The sequence below is a fragment of the Gudongella ferriphila genome (genome assembly GCF_046224405.1).
GTDB lineage: Bacteria > Bacillota > Clostridia > Tissierellales > Tissierellaceae > Gudongella.
This window is the reverse complement of the sequence record NZ_JBJXRK010000021.1, coordinates 1-17,290: the sequence shown is the minus strand read 5'-3', so window position 1 is coordinate 17,290 and position 17,290 is coordinate 1. Positions and strand designations below refer to the sequence as shown.

The window sequence follows — 17,290 nt, the reverse complement described above, 5'->3', positions numbered from 1 at the left end:
TCAGGTAAATAAGCTTGGGATGGATATAGATCTTGAAATAACCGGCTGTGTTGGGATGTGTCATCTGGAACCCATAGTCGACATCTACGATGATGAAGGACGGATGGAACGATTTGTAAAGGTTTCCGGAGACAAAATTGTGGAGCTTGTTGAAAAAAAGCTTGCAAATGAAGATGACAGTACATATAGGATTTCTTCAGTAGATGAAGAAGCCATTGGCAAACAGGTGAGAATAGCAATTGAAAATTGTGGGATTATAAACCCTGAGAGACTTGAAGAGTACATAGAAAAAGATGGTTACAAGGCATTGGAAAAATGCCTTAAGGAAATGTCACAGAAAGACGTGATTGACGAAATTAGAGACTCCGGATTGAGAGGGAGAGGAGGAGCAGGTTTTCCAACTTGGTTTAAGTGGAATGCTGCAATGCAGGAAAAGAACACTCCTAAATTCATGGTATGTAACGCTGACGAAGGTGATCCAGGAGCATTCATGGACAGGTCAATCCTTGAAGGAGATCCTCACAGACTACTTGAGGGAATGGCAATCGGTGCCTATGCAATTGGTGCGGAAGAAGGCATAATATATGTTAGAGCTGAATATCCACTTGCAATAAAAAGACTTGATATTGCAATCAAGCAGGCAAGAGAATCGGGATACCTTGGTAAGAACATCATGGGAACAGGCTTTAACTTTGACATAAGGATCAAGGCTGGAGCGGGAGCATTTGTATGTGGAGAAGAAACGGCCCTGATAGCTTCCCTGGAGGGCGAAAGAGGGATGCCAAGACTTAAGCCTCCATTCCCGGCACAAAAGGGTTATTGGGGTCAGCCAACCAACATAAACAACGTTGAGACCTTTGCAAATGTGCCTTGGATAATCAGAAAAGGTGGAGATGCCTTTGCCGCCTATGGTACAGCCCAGTCAAAGGGAACGAAGGTTTTTGCATTGACCGGTAAGATCAAAAAAGGTGGACTTGTAGAGGTTCCCATGGGAATGCCAATCAAGGAAATCATATATGGTATCGGCGGTGGAATACTTAACGACAAGGAGTTCAAGGCTGTACAGATGGGAGGACCATCAGGTGGTTGTATTCCAGCTTTTATTTCTGATACAACTGTTGACTATGAATCGTTGGGCAAGGTAGGAGCCATTATGGGTTCAGGTGGTATGGTTGTAATGGACGAGTCAACCTGTATGGTTGATATGGCAAGATTCTTCCTTGATTTTACCAGAAAGGAATCCTGCGGAAAGTGCATCCATTGCAGACTTGGTACAAAGAGAATGCTTGAAATCCTGGAGAGAATTGTAAGTGGAGATGGCAGGGAAGGGGATATTGAACTGCTTGAGAGCCTTGCAGTTGAGGTTAAGGACGGATCTCTTTGCGGACTTGGACAGACGGCTCCAAATCCTGTATTAAGCACAATAAGATATTTCAGAAATGAATACGAAGCTCACATAAATGAGAAGAAATGTCCGGCAAAAGCCTGTAAATCCCTTATTACCTATGAAATACAGGATAATTGCATTGGCTGTGGAATGTGTAAGCGAAACTGCCCAGTTGAGGCAATAACAGGTGAACCTAAGCTGATTCATGAGATTGACCAGGACATCTGTATCAAGTGTGGAAAGTGCTATGAGGTATGTAAATTTGACGCAATAACAATAAGTTAAAGGTAGGGGTGAAATATGTCTGTTATACATTTGAACATAAATGGAAAAGAAGTAAAAGGTAATGCAGGTCAGACGATACTTGACATTGCAAGAGATAATAAAATTGATATCCCTACCATGTGCTTTGATGAAAGGGTAGAGATATATGGATCATGTGGAATGTGTGTTGTTGAGGTAGAAGGAGTACCGAAGCTTCTTAGATCATGCGCAACAATGGCATCTGACGGCATGATAATTAACACCAACACTGAAAGGGTAAAGAGTTCTAGAAAGACGGCGCTTGAGCTTCTTCTTTCAGACCACGTTGGTGACTGCAGGCCGCCATGTGTACTGGCTTGTCCGGGCTATACCGATTGCCAGGGCTACGTGGGACTTGCCGCCAATATGGAGTACAGGGAAGGCCTTAAACTGATTAAGGAGCAGCTTCCACTTCCTGCATGCATAGGAAGGGTTTGTCCACATCCATGTGAGGATGCTTGTAGAAGGCAGCTTGTTGAGGAGCCGATTTCCATAGCATATCTGAAGTCCTTCCTTGCCGATATAGACTTGGCAAGCGACGATGTATTCATACCTGAGCTGGGAGAACCCACAGGCAAGAAAATTGCCATTGTAGGTGGTGGCCCAGGGGGACTTTCAGCAGCATACTTCCTAAGGGTTGCAGGACACGAGGTAACAATATATGAACAGATGCCTGAGATGGGCGGAATGCTTAGATATGGTATTCCTGAGTACAGGCTGCCAGGAAGTGTTATTGACCAGGAGGTTGCCATCGTTGAAAAGATGGGAACAAGATTTGTAAACAATGTCAAGGTTGGTGAACAGCTTGACCTTTCCTATATCCAGAATAACTTCGATGCTTGCTACATATCTGTTGGAGCCTGGAAGAGTACTCCATTAAGACTTGAGGGAGAAGATCTTCCCGGGGTAATAGGAGGGATTGACTTCCTCAGAAAAGCCACAGTTAATGAGGATATGAGAATCGGTGAAAGGGTTGCAGTTGTTGGAGGCGGAAACACGGCTATGGACGCCTGCCGTACTGCTGTTAGACTTGGAGCCAAGGAAGTTTATGTGCTCTACAGAAGGACAGAGGCAGAGATGCCAGCTGAGCTGATTGAAATCAAGGAAGCCAAGGAGGAAGGGGTACAGTTTAAGTTCCTGGTTTCTCCATTGGAAATAATAGAAGAAAACGGAAGGGCAGCCAAGGTTAAGCTTCAGAAGATGGAGCTTGGCGAAGAGGATGCATCAGGAAGAAGAAGACCAGTTCCTATTGAGGGAGAGATCGAGTACATCGATGTTGATCTGGTTATAGGAGCCATAGGCCAGCAATCAGCATTGGAAGGCTTTGAAATCCTGGAGAAGACCAAGAGGGGAACAATAGCAGTTGATGAAAACAGCTACCAGACAAATGTGGAAGGCATATTTGCCGGTGGAGATGTAATAAATGAAGGTGCGAACATTGCAATAAAGGCAATTGGAGACGCCAAAAGAGCCGTTGGGGTTATTAATTCATATCTGGAAGGGCATGTAATCCCATACAGAAGACCTTATGTAGTTGAAAGAACCCATTTGACCAGTGAGCACTACAGCGACAGGAAGAAAGAGTACAGATCAACAATGCCTCATCTTTCACCTGAAGAAAGAAAGAATAACTTCAGGGAGGTCAACAAAGGATTCTCGGAGGAGGATGCTGTAAAGGATGCCATGAGATGCCTTGAATGCGGCTGCCATGACGTCTTTGAGTGCAAGCTGTATAATTATGCAAATGAATATGATGTCGAACCTGAGAAATTTGACGGTGAGGTTCACTATAGGGAAGAGGACGACAGTCATCCATTTATAGTTAGAAACACAGACAAATGTGTCCTTTGTGGACTTTGTGTAAGAGTATGCGACCAGGTCATGGATAATGGCGCACTTGGACTTGTTGAAAGAGGTTTTGATACAATAGTAAAACCTGCATTGGATCTGAAGCTTGCGGAAACAGGTTGTATCGCTTGTGGACAATGTGTCAGCGTGTGTCCGGTGGGAGCCATCCAGGAAAGACTACAGATTGACAAGTCTGTGCCTGTTGAAACTGAGATAACCAAGACTATTTGCTCCTTCTGTTCCGTTGGTTGTAACATTGACCTTGAGACAAGTGGAGACATGCTGTACAGGGCAATCCCCGACAAGGAGTCAGATGTCGATAAAGGATTACTTTGTGTCAAAGGTAGGTTCGGATACGATCAAGCCAAGCAGAAGACAAGACTGGCCAAACCTCTTGTAAGAAGAGAGAATGGTGAGCTGGGCAATGCATCATGGGATGAGGGCCTTAGGATGACCGCCAAGACCATGCAGTCACTTAAGCTGCAGTATGGTCCTGAAGCAGTTGCAGTTGCAATTTCTGACAGATACACCAATGAAGAGATATTCATAGCCAAGGAATTTGCACAAAAATTCCTGGGCACTGAAAATGTAACATCCTTCAACAGAAATTATGGAGGGATTGAAGAGGTTCTGGGATATGATGCATCAACCAGTACCTTCAATGAAATTGAGCATGCAGAGTTTATATTGGTTGCAGGAGCTCATATGATGAAAGACCACACAATAGCTGCCTTGAAAGTGAAGAAAGCGGTTGAAAATGGTGCCAGACTCGTTGTTGTGAACGAAGGCTACGATCAGATAAATGACTGGACTGAGGCCAGCATTTGTCCTGACAACAACCTTGACCTGCTAAAGGGTATCCTTAAGGTAGTATTGGATAAGGTTGAAGAACCCAGGAATGTTTTGGGTTATAAGGAACTCAAGGATAGCTTTGCAGACTTCAAACCTAGAAATGCAGCAATAGACATAGCAGAAATGTACCTTGAGTCAAAGACGTCAATGATAATATTTGATGAGAACATGTTGACAAGTGAAGCAGCAAAGCTTCTTGCAAACATAGCTGTTGTAGCTGGAAGAGTTGGCAAGCCAAGAAGAGGTATAATCCAGCTTAAGCCTAAGAACAACAGTCAAGGATTGGCAGATCTTGGAATCAACAAGCCAAGCAATGAAATAATCAAGGGAATTGAAGAAGGAACAATTAAAGGACTTCTGGTATTTGGAGAGGACATTCCACTTGAGTACCTTGAGAATCTTGAATTCCTTGCAGTGCATGACCTCTATCTGACACCTACAGGTGAAAGGGCGGATGTGGTACTGCCTGCTGTAAGCTATGCTGAGTCCACTGGATCAGTAACCAACTCAGAAAGAAGAATTCAGAGAACATACACAGCAATACCTCCATTGACTGGATATTCCAACTGGGAAGTTGTAAATGAGATGATGTATATACTTGGAAGGACTTCAAGATACAAGAAGATAGAGGAATTGACTGAGCAGATTTCAAAATCAGTGCCTGAGTACACTGACCTTTTCAAGTTCAAGGAAGCTACCTACTGGCCAATATACGGCAAGGAAATACTCTACACAGAAGGCTTCGCATTTGATGATGGGAAGGCAAGGCTTGCATCAGTTGAAGAAGGAAAGATGTTTGACAAGCGAATTTCTACAGATTTTGTGGAAAAGGAGTTTGCAAAGGTAGTTGAAGAGATTTAAACAGGAAAGGTGGGACTTTGTTCCCACCTTTTTGCTGCCAATATTCAATTTTTGTGTTAAGCTATATTTGTGAAAAAACCTCGGAGGTGTGGTATGTTAAAAATTGACGGACTGACAAAGTCTTACAACAAAGGAGAAATAAGAGCCGTTGACGACATTAGTCTGGAGATCGGGGATGGAGAAATATTTGGTTTTCTGGGACCCAACGGAGCTGGTAAAACAACTACCATAAAAATGATTGTTGGACTTCTGAAGCCAGATGATGGTGAAATACTTCTTGACGGAATGGATGTTTGGGAAGAGCCGTTGAAAGCCAAGTCCAGAATAAGCTATGTACCGGACAACCCTGAAATTTATGACAGGCTTAGCGGAATTGAGTACCTGAATTTCATTGGGGACATGTATGGGATTCCAATAGGTGAAAGATCTGAAAAAATAAAACATTTCACCAGTGTATTCAACATTGGGAATGCCCTTGGTGATATTATCAGCAGCTATTCCCATGGTATGAAGCAGAAATTGGTATTGACAGCCGCACTTATGAGTAATCCTGACCTATTTATACTTGATGAGCCTATGGTGGGGCTGGACCCAAAATCATCCTTCAATCTGAAGGAAATTATGAGAACCATGTGCAATGAAGGAAAATCTGTGTTCTTTTCCACCCATGTTATGGAGGTTGCAGAGAAGCTTTGTGACCGAATAGCAATCATAAACAAAGGCAAGATCATCGCAATGGGGACCATGGAGGAGCTTAGAAGAACTGCTCAGGAGAAGGAATCTCTCGAAAATATATTCCTGGAGCTGACTGAAAATGAATAATAAACTGCTGTCGTTGATAAGAACTGATTTAAACATAACCTTTGGATTATCATCGCTTATGTACAATATTAAAAATAAGAAGAAGATATTTCCAATGGCAATAATAGTCTTGGCCTTGATGTCTCTGCTACCATCCTACATTCTTATGGTAAGGGCTTTGGACTCTTTTTATGATGTATTCAGGCAAATGGGTCAACAGTCATATTTTCTTCACATTGGATTTATGTCGGCTCAAATGATAGTTTTGGTGCTGGGAATTATGTATGTCATGAGCAAATACTATTTTTCCAATGACCTTCCCCAGCTTGTGCCTCTACCAATAAAGCCATCAGATATAATTGGGTCGAAATTTGTTTCTTTGATGGTCAGCGAGTATTTGACAAGCCTTCCTGTCATACTTCCATTTATTATTATATATGGAAGGGCTGGGAATGAAGGATTGCCCTATTGGGCCATGAGCTTAATAGCAGTTGTAGCACTACCAATTCTCCCTTTGGCTGTATCATCGGTTCTAATCATGGTATTTATGAAGTACACAAACATTAAGGGGAAGAAGGACCTCATTAGGACAATTGCAGCGGTATTATTTATTATATTCGTTATTTTTGTTCAGATAAAAATAAATCAGATGACATCTCAGAACCTAATGGACAGTGAAAACTTCATGTTCAACCTTGCAAGAGATGCAAATCTGTTGTTGAATAGAGCTGGGGTGGCTTTTCCTACTGCCATGTGGGCTGCATTGGCATTGACCAATGGATTTTCACCAGCTGGTTTTTTCTACATTCTCCTATTTATGGGAACTGGTATAGCTGGATTCATACTCATGATGCTGTTGGCAGAAAGAATATTCTTTGATGGCCTGATTGGGAACATAGAGGTATCAGCGGCAAAGGGTAGGGGAGGAAAAGTGGATTCAACAAGCATTGTTAAAGCAAGGAATCCCATTATAACAATGGCCAAAAAGGAACTTCTGATGATTTTCAAGACTCCTGTGTACCTTATGAATTCAGTAGGTGGGGTTATAATCCTTCCCGCCCTTCTGGCAATATCAATGCTCACTGGTGGCGATGCATACGAACCGATGAAGGAGATGATCATGGAGAGCAGGGAAATACTGATATTAGGCTCCATTGGAGTAATAGGATCCTTTGGAATCCTTAACTCATTGGGAGCGACAACCTTTTCCAGAGAAGGAACAAATATGTGGATACAAAGGACACTTCCCATAAAGCCTAAGGTTCAAATATTGGGAAGAACTCTCTCATCAGTCATTCTCCAGGTATTGGGAGGAGTACTGCTCATTTTGGGAATTTTATTCATGGTTCCATTGAAGGTCTCTGAGGTAATAATAATTCTGTTATTTGGAATCAGTGCCAGCATTCCTTTGACCATGATAGGGATGGTGGTTGATATTACAAGGCCCATGACGGGGTGGACAAATCCTCAGCAGGCAATGAAGCAGAACCTCAATGTGATTATTTCAATGGCGATCGGCACCCTATATATATTCGGTGCAGGCTTTCTTGGATATATTCTTCTTCCGGACCAGAGCCTATTGATGATTTTAGGTATTTATGCAGTCATAATATTTCTTTCAACAGCATTCTTATACAAGCTGCTGGAAAATCTTATCCAGTCAAAATTTATGAATATGGAATAAAAAAAGGAAGGTCTCAAATCTGAGTCCTTCCTTCATAGTGCTTATATAAGCTTTGAGTAATACTCAACAACAAGCTGATCCTCTATTTCAATTGGTACTTCTTCCCTTTCAGGAAGTCGCTCGAAGGTACCTCCGAAACGATTTGCATCCTTTGATAAATAGGGTAGAGAGCTTGCTAGAGCATTTTCGAAATTCTCCTTGAAAAGCTCAACGCCTCTGGATTTTTCTCTAAGGGTCACGCTGTCACCTGGATCACAAAGGTATGAAGGTATGTCAACCTTTCTGTCGTTTACCAGTATGTGACCGTGAACAACCATTTGTCTGGCTTGTCGAATAGAAGAGGCAATGCCCAATCTGTACACAAGATTATCCAGTCTTGATTCAAGAATTTTCACAAGAGCATGACCAGTTTGGTCTTCACTTTTTTTTGCTTTGACGACGTACTTGACGAACTGCTTTTCCATAACACCGTAGTATGCTCTAAGTCTTTGTTTCTCAAGTAGCTGCTGTCCATATTCCGTCAGTTTTCTGTCTGCTCTGGAAGTGCCCTTTACGGCCCTGTCCATAGCCTTAGGATGTCCATAAACATTTAAACCAAGTCTTCTGCTCAGTTTGAATCTGGGTCCTTTCATGTTAGCCATTAATTATCATCTCCATAAAGAAATTTGCCGCGATAATTTTTAAGCCATGGACATTATACCACATAAGTGACGAGGTGTAAATGATAATATATATCAATTACTTCAAGGCATCCTTAGCTTTTTTGTATGCGATCCTTGATTTTTCAATAGCTTCAATTGCCGCATCAACTCCAGCCCAGCCACTCACTATGACTTCCTTTTCTTCGAGACGCTTGTATTCGGAGAAAAAGTGTTCAAATTCCTTTTTCATATGAGCACCCATATCTTCTACTGTTTCAATTTCAGTAAACCTCGGGTCGTTTCTTGGAACTGCAATAATTTTTTCGTCCTTACCCTTTTCATCCTTCATAAGGAACATTCCTATTACCCTTGCATGAACAAGGCAGCCTGGGAATGTTGGATTGGCTATTAATACCATGATATCAATGGGGTCGCCATCCTCTGCCAGGGTGTCAGGTATGTAACCGTAGTCAGTAGGGTAGAACATTGGAGAAAAAAGTGATCTGTCCAGTTCAAACACCTTGTACTCCTTGTTGTACTCATACTTGTTACTGCTTCCTTTTGGAATCTCTATAAATGCCTTTACAATATAATCCATTTAAAACCCTCCCTTCTGTCATTCAATTATAACAGGATTTTGATAAATTTCATCTTATTTTAGTAAAATAATCAAAGTGATACTATTCCAAAAGTACTAAATTTTGAAATGATAATTCGATTTGGAGTTCACTCAGATTTTTAAAACAGCTGTAAAAATAACTTTTAAATGTTATAATTAGAAGGAAATAACAAGAAAGCACGGGGGAGGAATTGGATTGAAATTATACATAAGTGCAGACATTGAAGGTATCACTGGTGTAACACATTGGGATGAAACCTCGAAAAACAAGGGGGACTATTCACAATTTGCAGATCAGATGACTGCTGAAGTAAGAGCGGCATGTGAGGGAGCAAATGAGCTCGATGAAATGGAGATTATAATTAAGGATGCCCATGACAGTGGAAGAAATTTGGATCACAACGGGCTCCCTATGAATGTCAGACTGATCAGGGGGTGGGATGAAGGGCTATTTTCAATGGTACAGGAGCTGGATGATTCCTTTGACGGTGTGGCATTTATAGGATATCACTCAGGTGCGGGTATGGACGGAAGTCCTCTGTCACATACATTGACCACTGGAATTCTTTCCATAAGTATTAATGGGAAGCCTGTAGATGAATTTATGCTTCATGCATATATTGCGGCCTATCATAAAGTCCCTGTAATATTCCTATCTGGTGACAAGTCGTTATGTCAGGAGGTAATAAAGATTAATCCATTCATAGAAACTGTTGCTGTCAAGGAAGGAAGGGGTAATTCCACTATCAATATTCACCCTGAACGAGCAATTGAACTTATAAAGGCAGGGGTGAAGAAGGGACTGGTCAAGGAGAAGGGCGACCTGATGATTCAACTTCCGGAAGAATTCAATGTTGAGGTTGAATACCCAAGACATTACGAAGCCAGGAGAAATTCCTTCTATCCTGGAGCTTCTCTTTTAAATAGCACCACAGTAGGCTTTACAACAGACGATTATATTGAGGTATTGAGATTCCTACATTTTACGGTATAACAACAGGGAGAGAACATGACGACAATAGCTATCGATGATAAAAAAGTAAGGAAAAAAATTCTTTCCATGGCTTTGCCCATAACCGCTGAAAACATTCTTCAGATGACTGCCGGGGTAGTGTCAATGGCGATGGTGGGAAGGATAGACTCTGTAGCAGTTGGAGCAATTGGAATGAGTAATATCCTATTTAGGATTATATGGGCAGTTCTAAAGGGAATAGGGACGGGGAACTCGGTTTTCGTTGCACAGAACTTTGGAGCTGGGGATCACGGGAAGCTAAAGGATACCACTGAACAGGCCTTTATACTTGCCCTTGGTGTATCCGTGCTCTTTCAGCAGCTTATATACTGGAACACTGAGAGCTTAATTGGTGTTTTCAACCCCACTCCTGCTTTATTGGCTGGTGGGGCAATGTATCTTAGAATATTGTCCTGGAGCTTGCCATTTACTGCAGTCATTTTATTGACAGCAGGGATTTTGCAGGGGATGGGAAATGCAAAGACACCCATGATAATAGTTGGAGTTCTCAATGGAGTAAACATAATACTCAGCTACATCCTGATATTCGGAAAGCTTGGACTGCCTGAAATGGGACTCAAGGGTGCTGCAATCGCCTATAACATATCATATGGTATAGCAGCTTTAATGGGTCTTTTCGTATTGTTTGGCAAGAATGGAACATTTGCAAAGCTTGGTGGCGGCTTCAGATTAAAGTTCAATAGGGAACAGGCAATCAGACTAATAAGGTTTGCCATACCCACATCATTCGAAATGAGCTTCTGGCAGTTTGCCTCCATAATCATCACACGAGCTGTACTGACCTATGGTGAAGTTGCCTACGCAGCATACCAGCTTGGTCTACAGGCTGAGTCCATATCATATATGCCAGCTGCTGGCTTTGGAATAGCCGCATCAACATTTGTGGGACAATCAGTAGGTTCAAGAGACAATGAAATGGGGAGAACCTACATGAAGCATCTAATAAGGCTTTCTCTTGTTGTAACCTCAGTGGCTGGGGGTCTGATGATATTTCTGCCATCACAAATCATGAGGGCTTTCTCAAATGATCCTGAAATTATAGCAGTAGGAGCAGTTTACCTGTTTATAATGGGTCTATTGCAAATACCACAAAACTTGGCAGGTCTTCTGAATGGAGCACTTAGAGGAGCTGGATATCCAAAGGCTTCAATGATAAATGTGGGAGTGGGACTTTGGGTTGTGAGGGTGCCGCTGGTTCTCTTAATGACATACGTTATGGATGCAGGGATTGAGTGGATATGGCTGATGATGGGGGTGGATCTGTTGGTCCGCTTCATACTCGCAGTCTTAACATATAGGAGAAAGGATATATTCAATTCAGGCAAGGAAGAAGTGGGAAGCGTTTACCAATAGGAGGGTTTTATGGTCTTAAGGATAAAAAATGTTGATATAGTAACCGTTGATGAAAAAAATCGAATATTAAATAATAGCAACATCTATATTGAGAATGGAATAATCATACATTTGGGTGATGAAATTCCAGGGATTGAAATAGATGAAACAATTGATGGTAGAAACAAGGCAGCATTGCCAGGACTTGTAAATGCACACACCCACATGGGGATGAGTCTATTGAGGAATTATGCAGATGATTTACCCCTGCATCAATGGCTAACTGAAAAGATATGGCCTGTTGAGGCCAATCTAAACGGTGAGGATATATATTGGGGCTCTTTGCTCAGCATGGCTGAAATGATTCAGACTGGAACAACTACCTTCTGTGACATGTATTTCTTTATGGATGAGGTGGGCAAGGGGGCAGCGGAGTCTGGACTCAGGGCAATGATAACAAGGGGAATTGTAGAGGACAGAAATGATCCCGACAGAAAACTCAATGAGAGCAGGGAACTTTTCAACCGCTACCACAAGACCTCAAATGATAGAATACGTGTCATGATAGCCCCTCATGCTCCCTACACCTGCAGTCCGGAGTTTCTGGTAAAGGCCAAAAACTTGGCAGATGACCTTGGAACAGGTATCAATATACATTTGTCTGAAACAAAAAGAGAGGTTCAGGAAAGCTATGAAATATACGGCAAATCTCCCATAAGGCACGTCTATGATCTTGGTGTTTTGGATGTGCATACTCTGGCTGCACATTGCGTACATGTAGACCAGGATGACATTGAGCTTATGGTTGAAAAGGAGGTCCATCCGGTAAACAATCCTGGAAGCAACTTCAAATTGGCAAGTGGATTCGCTCCGGTTCAAAGCATGCTTGAAAAAGGTCTTAATGTATCTCTTGGTACAGATGGAGCTTCTTCAAACAATAATCTTAACATGTTCAAGGAGCTGAACCTGGCAGCCTTGGTAAACAAGGCAGTGGATCAGGACGCATTAAGCATAAAGGCGGTGGATGCATTAAGGATGGCTACAATAAATGGAGCCAGAGGATTACAATGGGATAAGGAGATTGGATCCCTGGAAGTCGGGAAAAGGGCGGACATCATTCTGGTGGATTTAGATAAACCGCATCTTGTTCCAAGACATAATCTCGTGTCTGCATTGGCTTACTCAACCTATGGAAGTGATGTGGACACAGTAATAGTTGATGGAAGGGTTTTGATGCATAAACGTGAAATGAAGACAATAGATTTGGAAAGGATTAAGTACATGGCTCAAAATAGGGCTATGGATTTGATAATTAGATAATGGTGTTTCCAATGGAAAGTCCAAAGGAGACTGCACTTTAAAGGAATAAAATTTCCACCTTCATTTTATTGACATTGAACTTGAGCAGGAGTACAATAAAGGTGTAAATTAAACATTTGTCATAAATTTAATATGAAGAGAGTGATTGGATGGAATTGGAGCTGTACTTGGATGAATTGGAAAAAAAGCTGATTAGAAGCTTTGATATATTAAGGAATCATAGGGTCGACAATGAAGAATATGACTTGTTCGCAAGGTATCATTTAAGGGCTGAAAAGTATTTCCTTACCAAGTCAGCTAAGATATATGCTATGGAGAATAATGAATATATTCTTGTAAAAAGAGTAGAAAATCTCGATACCAATGAGTTCAAGAGATTTACAGATAATATGGTTAGGAGCATTGATGAACTGGTGGAGCTCCATGACGAGCATATGTCAAGCATCATTACAGGTGTAATACTGGTGGATAAACCACTTAATGAAATAGATGGCAACGTATTAAGGAGCATTGAGAAATTCAGGTATCACAAGGGCTTTTCATTCGGATTCAAGGGTTGGGTTGATATTAGGATAATACTGACCTCCCTTGAGGACGGATCAAATATAGCTAATAAGAAAGGAAGGGAGGTAAGCGAGATTTACGGTTTTACCAGGTAAATTATACAATTTTAGGCTCTGTAAACTAAATATGAAAGATTAGCACAATGTTTTCATAGAATTGCTCAAAATTGCTTCAGATTTCGCCAGGAAGATGATAAAGGATCATCCTAGTCCTGGTCAAGGGTAAAATGAACACGCTTACGCGCGCCCTTGACCACTCCAAGGCCGCTCCTTTGAAAACAAATTAGGCGAAATCAAACACAAATCAAGCTATGAGAAGATACCTTCTCTTTTGCTTCTTAGTTAGGCTTAGTCCAGCAACTTGAGCTGGTGTAAGACCACCAAGAGATGAATGTGGCCTAACAAAGTTGTAGAAGAACACAAACATGCTGATCAGATTATTGGCAGAGTCAAATGAGTTGAAACCCTGTTTTGTCTTGTACCAAGCCTTGAACTGATGATGGAAAGACTCAATCAGATTGTTGGAGATATCATCCTTGAAGCTCTGTACTCTGATATGCTTGACATCAGAGCCAAGCACAGACTTGGCAGGCACCTTGTAGGCGCTGTAACGGTCACTGACAATGGAAGAAACCTTTCCCATACCTTTTACAGAATTGAAGATTGTAAAGGCCTGAGCAGAGTCCCTGTAGGGTGATAAGTGAAAGCCAAGGACAAAACGAGTTTCAGAATCAACCACAAACCAAATGTAATATCTTTTACCAGAAATCTTAACTACCGTTTCATCGGCATGCCACTCATCAGAATCAAAATTCATCAAAGGCATAAGCTCCAAAGAAAGATTATTGAACAAGGGAGCAAACTTTTTACACCAGTTGCTGATGGTGGTATGGGAAACCTTGATATTATTGGTAATCCTAAGTATCAAGGCGATATTCCTGAAGGAATCCTTACCAAGATAGAACATGGAAAGAGCCGAAATGATGATATGAACAGGATATCGCATACGCTTGAAATCATTCTTACCAGCAAGCTTAGAGACAGAAGCAGGTAATATGGCCGAAGGTTTTACAACAAAGAAAGAGTGGTTGCACTTTTTATCACAGCACCTGAAATTAGAATAATGCTCATGATCATGGTGAAGAAAAGTAGCCTTGGAGCACATAGGACAATCTGGATACTTGCGATTGTCAGAATCCCTCTTACTGGGATTATCAGGTGCGAATTGATGGTTACACTTACGGCAGAGATACTTTTGGAAACCAAATTTATCTTTACCGTAACGATAAAATGAATGATTATTGTTGCACTTTGGACAACTGATTGATACAATTTTTTGCATGAGGACTTCATCCTTTCTGGGAGGTATTTGTTTTCCGCAAAAAACATTGTACCACAGAGGGTTTGGAGTCCTCAATTTTCATTTAAGTTTACAAAACGCAATTTTATAGAAGGAGGGAAATTATGAATTCATTATGGTTAATTATTTTTAGTATTGTCGCATTTCTAATTGCCTACGCTACATACGGTGCATGGTTAGCGAAACACTGGGGTTTGGATATCACAAAAAAAACGCCTGCCCATACCATGAACGATGGTGTGGATTATGTTCCCGCTAAGGCACCAGTTTTGTTGGGGCACCACTTTTCATCGATTGCTGGAGCAGGTCCAATAGTAGGGCCAATTGCAGCATCAATGTTTGGATGGCTTCCCGTTATGCTTTGGATTGTTATTGGTTCCATCTTCTTTGGTGGCGTCCATGATATGGGTTCACTGTTTGCTTCAGTTAGACATGGAGGTAGATCCATTGGTGAAGTAATCGGGCACACCATGGGTTCCAAGGGTAAAAAGCTATTTGCTCTATTTGCATGGCTTACCTTGATACTTGTTGTTGCAGCATTTACAAACATAGTAGCTTCAGCATTTGTATCAACACCTGAGGCTGCAACATCATCAATACTGTTTATCGCTCTAGCAATCCTGTTTGGAGTTGGAGTATACAGGAGGGGAGTCAGCTTAGCGGTAGGAACCGTTATAGGTGTAGCACTATTGGCTTTGGCTGTCTGGGTTGGAGTCATGTTCCCATTAAGCCTGTCTGTGAACACCTGGATGATTATACTACTGGGTTATATATTCGTGGCGTCAGTAACACCTGTTTGGATACTTCTACAGCCTAGAGACTACCTTAACTCATTCCTGCTTTACGCCATGCTTGCAGGTGGAGTTATAGGATTGTTTGTAATGAGACCCGAAATTCAGTTGCCAGCATATACAAGCTTTAAGGTTGGAACAAACTACCTGTTCCCAATATTGTTTATTACAATAGCCTGTGGAGCCATTTCAGGCTTCCACTCACTGGTTGGATCAGGTACAACAGCCAAGCAGCTTGACACTGAGGCTGATATTAAGTTGGTTGGCTACGGTGCAATGCTTATTGAAGGCGTACTTGCAACACTTGCAATTATCACAGCTGCATATCTTACAGCTGACAAGCTTGCTGAGGTTACCGCAGCAGGAGGAGCCCTTAATGTTTTTGCCGATGGTATAGGAACATTCATGGCATCATTGGGATTCCCACAGTTGGTCGCAAAGAACTTCGTTACACTAGCGATTTCAGCATTTGCATTGACTTCATTGGATACTGCAACAAGACTTGCAAGATTTATTTTCCAGGAATTTTTCACATCTGATATAGAAGGTGCAGCTTCAAATGGATTCACTAACACCTTGACAAACAAATATGTTTCAACACTTATAACAGTTATTATAGGTGGTACATTGGCATTTAGAGGATACCAGCTTGTATGGCCGATATTCGGATCTGCAAACCAGCTGCTGGCAGCACTAGCCCTGTTGGCTCTTGCTCTGTGGCTTAAGAGAACTGGAAGACAATACAAAATGGCTGTTTACCCAATGGTATTCATGTTTATAGCAACATTGGTCGCCCTTGTCCTATTGATGATGGCAAACCTGGCAAATCCAATACTTTTGGTATTTGCAGTGGCATTGTTCATTCTTGCAATTGTCTTGATACTGGAGTCCAGGGCAGCCTTTGCAAGTACAGAGGAATTGGACTGATGGCAATCTGAAAGGTATGAGAGAGAAGCCTAGGCTTCTCTCTTTTATGTAAGGGGATTATTATGGATAAACTTAAGAAATTTATCACAGATTTCGGACTATTTTTTAAGGGTGCTACTGATTTTAAAGGTAGGGCCTATGAAATGCTCGAAAGTGAAACAAAGACGGAAATGGATAATTTTATTTTGATTTGTTTTTCCGATCAGCTAGGAATGCCCCTTCCAATAAGCTACTACACCTTGGAACTTCTTCCGTATTTGGTGGATGAAATAGAGGATTGGGACAAGCGTATGGGAAAAAGAAAAAGCGTATGGGAAGAACGATGGTCAAATTATGATCTGGATCCCTAAGATGACGGAGGAAGAATATGGCTAAAATTATTTTTTACGGTGGAAAGGGTGGGGTCGGCAAGACAACCTGTTCCACTGCCAATAGCATTAATTATGCTGAAAGGGGATTAAGAACTCTCCTTGTATCAACGGACCCGGCACATTCTATTTCGGATGTTCTTGGAATTGAGATTGGTAGAAGCATAGTTAGAATAAGAGACAACCTTGACGGACTGGAAATTGATCCTGAATATGAAGCTGAGCTCTATATTGAAAAAATAAGAGCTAATATGAAGACAATTTTGTCAAATGTAATAGTGGAAGAAATCAACAGTCAGCTGGATGCTGCCATTGTATCACCTGGTACCCATGAGTCAGCACTATTTGACAAGATTTCAGATATAATAATAGACAAATATGATGAATACGATATTATAATCTTTGACACTGCTCCAACTGGTCATACCCTACGTATTCTGACTCTTCCAGATCTTTTGGAGGGTTGGATGGGCTCCCTTGCCAAGAAGAGAAAATCAATTGTGAACATGAACAAAATGGTCACAAGAAAATATGATGAAAAGGATCCGGTGCTTGAAATCCTTGAACGTCGTCAGAAAAGATTCGGAGAGATCAAGAAGA

The 17,290-nt window shown here is 41.5% G+C and carries 14 protein-coding genes; 11 read left to right on the top strand and 3 right to left on the bottom strand.

Annotation, left to right across the window (positions count from 1 at the left end; genetic code table 11):
• The first annotated feature begins 103 nt into the window (after nt 1-103).
• From ACKVDP_RS10305 to ACKVDP_RS10290, 4 genes are all read left to right on the top strand, one after another.
• Entirely contained in the window at nt 104-1,672 is a 1,569-nt protein-coding gene (locus ACKVDP_RS10305; protein WP_458306241.1) for an NADH-ubiquinone oxidoreductase-F iron-sulfur binding region domain-containing protein, read from the top strand.
• A gap of 15 nt (nt 1,673-1,687) precedes the next feature.
• Entirely contained in the window at nt 1,688-5,251 is a 3,564-nt protein-coding gene (locus tag ACKVDP_RS10300; protein WP_409228760.1) for a molybdopterin-dependent oxidoreductase, read from the top strand.
• A gap of 93 nt (nt 5,252-5,344) precedes the next feature.
• A complete protein-coding gene (locus tag ACKVDP_RS10295; RefSeq protein ID WP_409228759.1) occupies nt 5,345-6,073 on the top strand; it encodes an ABC transporter ATP-binding protein in 729 nt (242 codons plus the stop codon).
• Nucleotides 6,066-7,736 (top strand): putative ABC transporter permease subunit, encoded by a 1,671-nt coding sequence (locus ACKVDP_RS10290; RefSeq protein ID WP_409228758.1) that lies wholly within the window; start codon nt 6,066-6,068, stop codon nt 7,734-7,736. The genes ACKVDP_RS10295 and ACKVDP_RS10290 overlap by 8 nt, the downstream gene beginning before the upstream one ends.
• Nucleotides 7,737-7,777: 41 nt before the next feature.
• Here the strand turns inward: ACKVDP_RS10290 and rpsD are convergent, their stop codons facing one another.
• Together rpsD and ACKVDP_RS10280 are read right to left on the bottom strand one after the other, a co-directional pair.
• Nucleotides 7,778-8,377 carry a 30S ribosomal protein S4 gene (gene rpsD / locus ACKVDP_RS10285; protein ID WP_409228757.1) on the bottom strand — a complete coding sequence of 200 codons (600 nt, stop codon included), beginning with the start codon at nt 8,375-8,377 and terminating at the stop codon, nt 7,778-7,780.
• A gap of 97 nt (nt 8,378-8,474) precedes the next feature.
• Nucleotides 8,475-8,975: an inorganic diphosphatase gene (locus ACKVDP_RS10280; RefSeq protein ID WP_409228756.1), complete on the bottom strand. Its 501-nt coding sequence runs from the start codon at nt 8,973-8,975 to the stop codon at nt 8,475-8,477.
• Between the two features lie 217 nt (nt 8,976-9,192).
• Between ACKVDP_RS10280 and ACKVDP_RS10275 the strand changes: the two genes are divergently transcribed.
• From ACKVDP_RS10275 to ACKVDP_RS10260, 4 genes are all read left to right on the top strand, one after another.
• Nucleotides 9,193-9,990: a M55 family metallopeptidase gene (locus ACKVDP_RS10275; protein ID WP_409228755.1), complete on the top strand. Its 798-nt coding sequence runs from the start codon at nt 9,193-9,195 to the stop codon at nt 9,988-9,990.
• A 15-nt stretch (nt 9,991-10,005) separates the two neighbouring features.
• Nucleotides 10,006-11,382, top strand: coding sequence for an MATE family efflux transporter (locus tag ACKVDP_RS10270; RefSeq protein WP_409228754.1), 1,377 nt, complete (start codon nt 10,006-10,008; stop codon nt 11,380-11,382).
• 9 nt (nt 11,383-11,391) lie between these two features.
• The gene (locus ACKVDP_RS10265; protein ID WP_409228753.1) at nt 11,392-12,681 is read left to right on the top strand and encodes an amidohydrolase; all 1,290 of its coding nucleotides are present in this window, start codon (nt 11,392-11,394) and stop codon (nt 12,679-12,681) included.
• A gap of 149 nt (nt 12,682-12,830) precedes the next feature.
• Nucleotides 12,831-13,340, top strand: a complete 510-nt coding sequence (locus ACKVDP_RS10260; RefSeq protein ID WP_409228752.1) for a hypothetical protein — start codon at nt 12,831-12,833, stop codon at nt 13,338-13,340.
• Between the two features lie 208 nt (nt 13,341-13,548).
• Here ACKVDP_RS10260 and ACKVDP_RS10255 read toward each other — a convergent pair whose 3' ends face one another.
• Nucleotides 13,549-14,586 carry an IS6 family transposase gene (locus ACKVDP_RS10255; protein ID WP_409228751.1) on the bottom strand — a complete coding sequence of 346 codons (1,038 nt, stop codon included), beginning with the start codon at nt 14,584-14,586 and terminating at the stop codon, nt 13,549-13,551.
• A 122-nt stretch (nt 14,587-14,708) separates the two neighbouring features.
• Here ACKVDP_RS10255 and ACKVDP_RS10250 point away from each other — a divergent pair, with 122 nt between their 5' ends.
• From ACKVDP_RS10250 to ACKVDP_RS10240, 3 genes are all read left to right on the top strand, one after another.
• Entirely contained in the window at nt 14,709-16,322 is a 1,614-nt protein-coding gene (locus tag ACKVDP_RS10250; RefSeq protein ID WP_409228750.1) for a carbon starvation CstA family protein, read from the top strand.
• Between the two features lie 62 nt (nt 16,323-16,384).
• On the top strand, nt 16,385-16,672 hold the full coding sequence (locus ACKVDP_RS10245) for a hypothetical protein (protein WP_409228749.1): 288 nt from the start codon (nt 16,385-16,387) through the stop codon (nt 16,670-16,672).
• Between the two features lie 17 nt (nt 16,673-16,689).
• On the top strand, nt 16,690-17,290 hold a 601-nt coding region (locus ACKVDP_RS10240), incomplete at its 3' end, for an ArsA family ATPase (RefSeq protein ID WP_409228748.1).